The organism is Streptomyces phyllanthi (assembly GCF_009377205.1).
GTDB classification, from domain to species: Bacteria; Actinomycetota; Actinomycetes; order Streptomycetales; family Streptomycetaceae; genus Streptomyces; species Streptomyces phyllanthi.
In genome coordinates this window covers 1-4,120 of sequence record NZ_VJZE01000636.1, presented here as the reverse complement: position 1 = coordinate 4,120, position 4,120 = coordinate 1, and the positions used below count along the sequence as shown (strand labels likewise).

Below are 4,120 nucleotides of genomic sequence, written 5' to 3'. Positions count from 1 at the left end.
ACCCAGCCCACCCCGGACGCGCATCCGATACCCGCCGACGCCGCCCCGAAGCCCAGCATCCCGACGGCGAACAACCGGTGGTGGCCGTACCGGTCACCGAGCCGTCCCGCGAAGACCAGCAGACTCGCCACCGCGATGAGGTAGCCGGTGCTGGTCCACTGCACCTGGGTGAAGGAGGCGCCGAGGTCGCGCTGGAGCGTGGGCTGGGCGATCGTGAGCACGGTTCCGTCGAGGGCGACGATCACGGCCCCGAGCACGCTGCCGGTGAGGATGAGACGACGGCGCGCGGCCGGGACCGCGCCGCCCGTGGTGGCCGTGACGGCACCACCCCCGGATCTCGTAGCCGTCATCCTTCGTATCCCTCCGGTTCCTCCGGTTCCTCCGGTCCCTCGGGCCCGAGGTGTGCGTCGAGCGCGGTGCGCAGGAGGGGTACGACGTCGTCGGCGCCCGTGGTGAGCTGGAGGCTGCCCCAGGACCACAGCTGGGCGATGCCGTACAGGTTGGCGAGGAACGAGCCCGCGACGAGGCGGGCGTCGGCGTCGGGGCGGGCACGGCCGACCAGGTCCGTCAGCAGGGCGAAGATCGGCAGACTCGTGTCCCGCAGGCCCAGCGTGTTGCTCTCCAGCAGGTCGTGGCGGAACATCAGCTCGTGCATGCCCCGGTGGGTGAGCGCGAAGTCCAGATACACGCGCCCCAGCGTCGCCAGCTGCTCCCGGGGGCTCGCCGTGCCGTCGCCGATCGCGACCGCGCCCCGGGAGGCCAGGTCCTCGAAGCCCCGGCGCGCGATGGCGGACAGCAGCTCCAGATGGGTGGGGAAGTAGCGGCGGGGCGCCCCGTGCGACACGCCCGCACGACGGGCGATCTCGCGGAGGGACAGCGCCTGGACGCCCTCCGCGGTCACCAGATCGACCCCGACCTCGATCAGACGGGAGCGCAGCCTGCCGTCCCGTTCACTCGCAGATGCCATAGACAGTGTCTACCAAGCCTGGGTAGACACTGTCTACTCGGAATTCCCGCGAGGTCCGCTCCGTTGATCAGGGCATGACCCAGGACCCGAAGGAACCCGACGGCGTGCCCGACACCGCGCGGGACGAGCGCAACGCACTGCTCGGACTGCTCTCCGAGCGCGACGGCGGAGTACTGGTGACCCTCAAGGCCGACGGCCGCCCCCAGCTCTCGAACGTCAACCACGCGTACTACCCGGACGAGCGGACCGTGCGCGTGTCGATCACGGACTCGCGCGCCAAGACCCGCAACATGCGCCGGGACCCCCGGGTGTCGTACCACGTGACCAGCGACGACCGCTGGGCGTACACGGTCGTGGAAGGCGTGGCGGACCTGACGCCCGTCGCCGGGGACCCGTACGACGAGACGGTCGAGGAACTGATCCGCCTCTACCGGGACGTCAGCGGCGAGCACCCCGACTGGGACGACTACCGCGCGGCCATGGTCCGGGACGGGCGACTCGTGCTGCGGCTCCGGGTGGAGCGCGCGTACGGGGTCCCCAAGCGCTGACCTCCTCGGCGTCGCCACCGCGTACGGAGACGAAGAACGGGTTCTCGCCCTGGTTCCAGGGCAGCTGCGAGGGCACGTCGTGGGCCATGACGTGGAAGCCGGTACAAGACACACCGCTCCGCTCACCAGCACCCGCCCTGCGGACTGCGGCTGCGTGCCCGTCACTTCACAGCGCTTCGCCCCGCCGACCACACGATCGACGGGGCGAGGAAGACGCCGACCCGGGATGGACCACAGCGTCCGGCACGGATGTCCGGGTCGTGGCAGAGGCGCAGGAGGTCAGGCTGCGACCCGTTCCCGGTCCGCGTTCTCGTCCGGCGCGCGTTCGCCGAGGAGTTCCGTCGGGATCCTGTGGGTCTCGCGGGCTGTGAGGGCGGCGAGGACCGGGGGCACGCACAGGGCCGCGGTGAAGAGGGCCACGGAGAACCAGTCGTCACCGTCCGGGCCGGCGATCTGCGCGGCGAAGGTCACGGCGAAACCGGCGATCGCGAAGCCGATCTGCGTGCCGATCGCCATACCCGACAGGCGGACCCGGGTGGGGAACATCTCGCCGTAGAAGGAGGGCCAGATGCCGTTCGCGGCCGAGTAGACGACCCCGAAGGTGAGGATGCCGAGGAGCAGGACCAGCGGGTAGGAGCCCGTGGAGATCGCCCACAGGTAGACGAACATCATGGCCGCGCTGCCCGCCGCACCGATCAGGAACACCGGGCGGCGCCCGATGCGGTCGGACAGGACGGCCCACGCCGGGATCGTGCCGAGCGCGACGAGATTGGCGAGTGCGCCCACCCACAGCATCGAGGAACGCGACAGCCCGACCGACTCGCTCGTGCCGTACGCCAGCGCCCACACGGTGAAGATCGTGGAGACCGACGCGACCAGCGCGCCCGCGATGACCCGCAGCACGTCCGCCCAGTGCGTGCGCAGCAGCTCGGCGAGCGGCAGCTTGGCCACGCCCTCGGACTTCGCCTGCTGCTGGGTGAAGGCCGGGGTCTCTTCCAGGGTGCGCCGGATGACGTACCCGACGACGGCCACCGCGATGCTCAGCCAGAACGGGATGCGCCAGCCCCATGACAGCAACTGGTCCTCGGGGAGCGCGGCGACCGGGATGAAGACCAGGGTGGCGAGCAGCTGCCCGCCCTGGGTACCGCTGAGGGTGAAGCTGGTGAAGAATCCCCGGCGCCCCGGTGGCGCGTGCTCCAGGGTCATCGAGTTGGCGCTGGCCTGCTCGCCGGCCGCCGAGATGCCCTGCAGGACACGGCAGATCACGAGGAGGACGGGGGCGAGCGTGCCGACCTGGTCACGCGTGGGCAGGCAGCCGATGAGGAACGTCGACAGACCCATCAGGATCAGGGTGAAGACCATGATCTTCTTGCGGCCGAGCCGGTCCCCGAAGTGTCCGAGGAAGAGCGCGCCGACCGGCCGTGCCGCGTACGCGACGCCGAACGTGGCCAGCGACAGCAGGGTCGCCGTGGCCGGGTCCGACTCGTCGAAGAAGACCGCCGGGAAGATCAGGGCGGCGGCGCTGCCGTAGATGAAGAAGTCGTAGTACTCCAGGGCGCTGCCGATCCACGCGGCCGTGGCGGCTTTCTTCGGCTGGCCGGGTGGCGCGTCGAGCGGTGCGGCGGGGACAGACGACACGGCGTGCTCCTTCGAGGGGACTCCAACGTAGGTGGAGTGAGCGGAGGGGGAGAAGTGCCGGATCCCTGGGGGGTGGACGGGTCGGCCGCGCCGGGTGCTACCCGGCTAATTAACCCACTGGATAGTTAGTAGCGGATGGCCAGTGATGTTGCGCCCGCGTTTCCCGGGTGTCAAGGGGTCGCGCTGAGAGGACTTCGCGGAGGGCTTCGCGGGAGGGCTTCGAAGGGCCGGGGCCTGCGGAGGTGGCGCGGCCTGTCGGACGGGGTGGTTCAGTCCGCGGTGCGGTCCGCGGTCAGATAGGCGATGACCATGTCGCCGAGCATGGCCCGGTAGTGCTCGCGCTGGTCCGCGGCCACCAGGTCACGGCCGAAGAGGGCGCCGAAGGTGTGCCGGTTGGCGACCCGGAAGAAGCAGAACGAGCTGATCATCGCGTGCAGGTCCACGGCGTCCACGTCGGCGGTGAACAGGCCCGACTTCCGGCCCGACTCCAGGATGCGGCTGATGACGTCCAGCGCGGGCGAGCCGATCCTCGCGAGCTCCTCGGAGGCCGCGATGTGCTCCGCCTCGTGGATGTTCTCGATGCTCACCAGGCGGATGAAGTCGGGGTGCTCCTCGTGGTGGTCGAAGGTCAGCTCGGCCAGCCTGCGGATCGCCGCGACCGGGTCCAGGTGCTCGACGTCCAGCTCCTGCTCGGCCTGCCGGATCACCGAGTACGCGCGCTCCAGGACGGCCGTGAACAGCTGCTCCTTGCCGCCGAAGTAGTAGTAGATCATCCGCTTCGTGGTGCGGGTGCGGGCCGCGATCTCGTCGACACGCGCCCCGGCGTACCCGGCCCGGGCGAACTCCTTGGTCGCCACGTCGAGGATCTCGGCCCTCGTGCGGGCCGCGTCACGCAGCCGCCCGCCCGAACGGGCCGGCTCTTCGACAGTGGTCATCGTTCCTCGGGTTCCTTCGGGCGGGAGGGCGG

The 4,120-nt window shown here is 70.6% G+C and carries 5 protein-coding genes and 1 pseudogene; 1 reads left to right on the top strand and 5 read right to left on the bottom strand.

From position 1 onward, the window contains the following. Positions 1–350, bottom strand: a 350-nt coding sequence (locus FNH04_RS42540) for an MFS transporter (RefSeq protein ID WP_152791591.1), incomplete at its 3' end; no start/stop codon positions are given. Continuing rightward, positions 347–967 (bottom strand): TetR/AcrR family transcriptional regulator, encoded by a 621-nt coding sequence (locus tag FNH04_RS42535; protein ID WP_152791590.1) that lies wholly within the window; start codon positions 965–967, stop codon positions 347–349. The genes FNH04_RS42535 and FNH04_RS42540, both read right to left, overlap by 4 nt. A gap of 74 nt (positions 968–1,041) precedes the next feature. Here FNH04_RS42535 and FNH04_RS42530 point away from each other — a divergent pair, with 74 nt between their 5' ends. Further along, the gene (locus tag FNH04_RS42530; protein WP_152791589.1) at positions 1,042–1,515 is read left to right on the top strand and encodes a PPOX class F420-dependent oxidoreductase; all 474 of its coding nucleotides are present in this window, start codon (positions 1,042–1,044) and stop codon (positions 1,513–1,515) included. Here FNH04_RS42530 and FNH04_RS48320 read toward each other — a convergent pair. The 3 genes and pseudogenes from FNH04_RS48320 to FNH04_RS42515 form a co-directional block, all read right to left on the bottom strand. Next, positions 1,508–1,615 (bottom strand): annotated as a pseudogene (locus FNH04_RS48320) (VOC family protein); the annotation flags it as partial. The gene FNH04_RS42530 and the pseudogene FNH04_RS48320 sit on opposite strands and share 8 nt — an antisense overlap. Before the next feature lie 179 nt (positions 1,616–1,794). Beyond that, complete coding sequence (locus FNH04_RS42520; protein ID WP_322725469.1) at positions 1,795–3,153, bottom strand: MFS transporter; 1,359 nt, start codon at positions 3,151–3,153, stop codon at positions 1,795–1,797. 269 nt (positions 3,154–3,422) lie between these two features. After that, the gene (locus tag FNH04_RS42515; RefSeq protein ID WP_152791588.1) at positions 3,423–4,088 is read right to left on the bottom strand and encodes a TetR/AcrR family transcriptional regulator; all 666 of its coding nucleotides are present in this window, start codon (positions 4,086–4,088) and stop codon (positions 3,423–3,425) included. Between the last annotated feature and the right edge of the window lie 32 nt (positions 4,089–4,120).

Coding starts and splice junctions, on each gene's coding strand:
- FNH04_RS42535 (WP_152791590.1), bottom strand. CDS start 967: ATGGCATCTGCGAGTGAACGGGACGGCAGGCTGCGCTCCCGTCTGATC.
- FNH04_RS42530 (WP_152791589.1), top strand. CDS start 1,042: ATGACCCAGGACCCGAAGGAACCCGACGGCGTGCCCGACACCGCGCGG.
- FNH04_RS42515 (WP_152791588.1), bottom strand. CDS start 4,088: ATGACCACTGTCGAAGAGCCGGCCCGTTCGGGCGGGCGGCTGCGTGAC.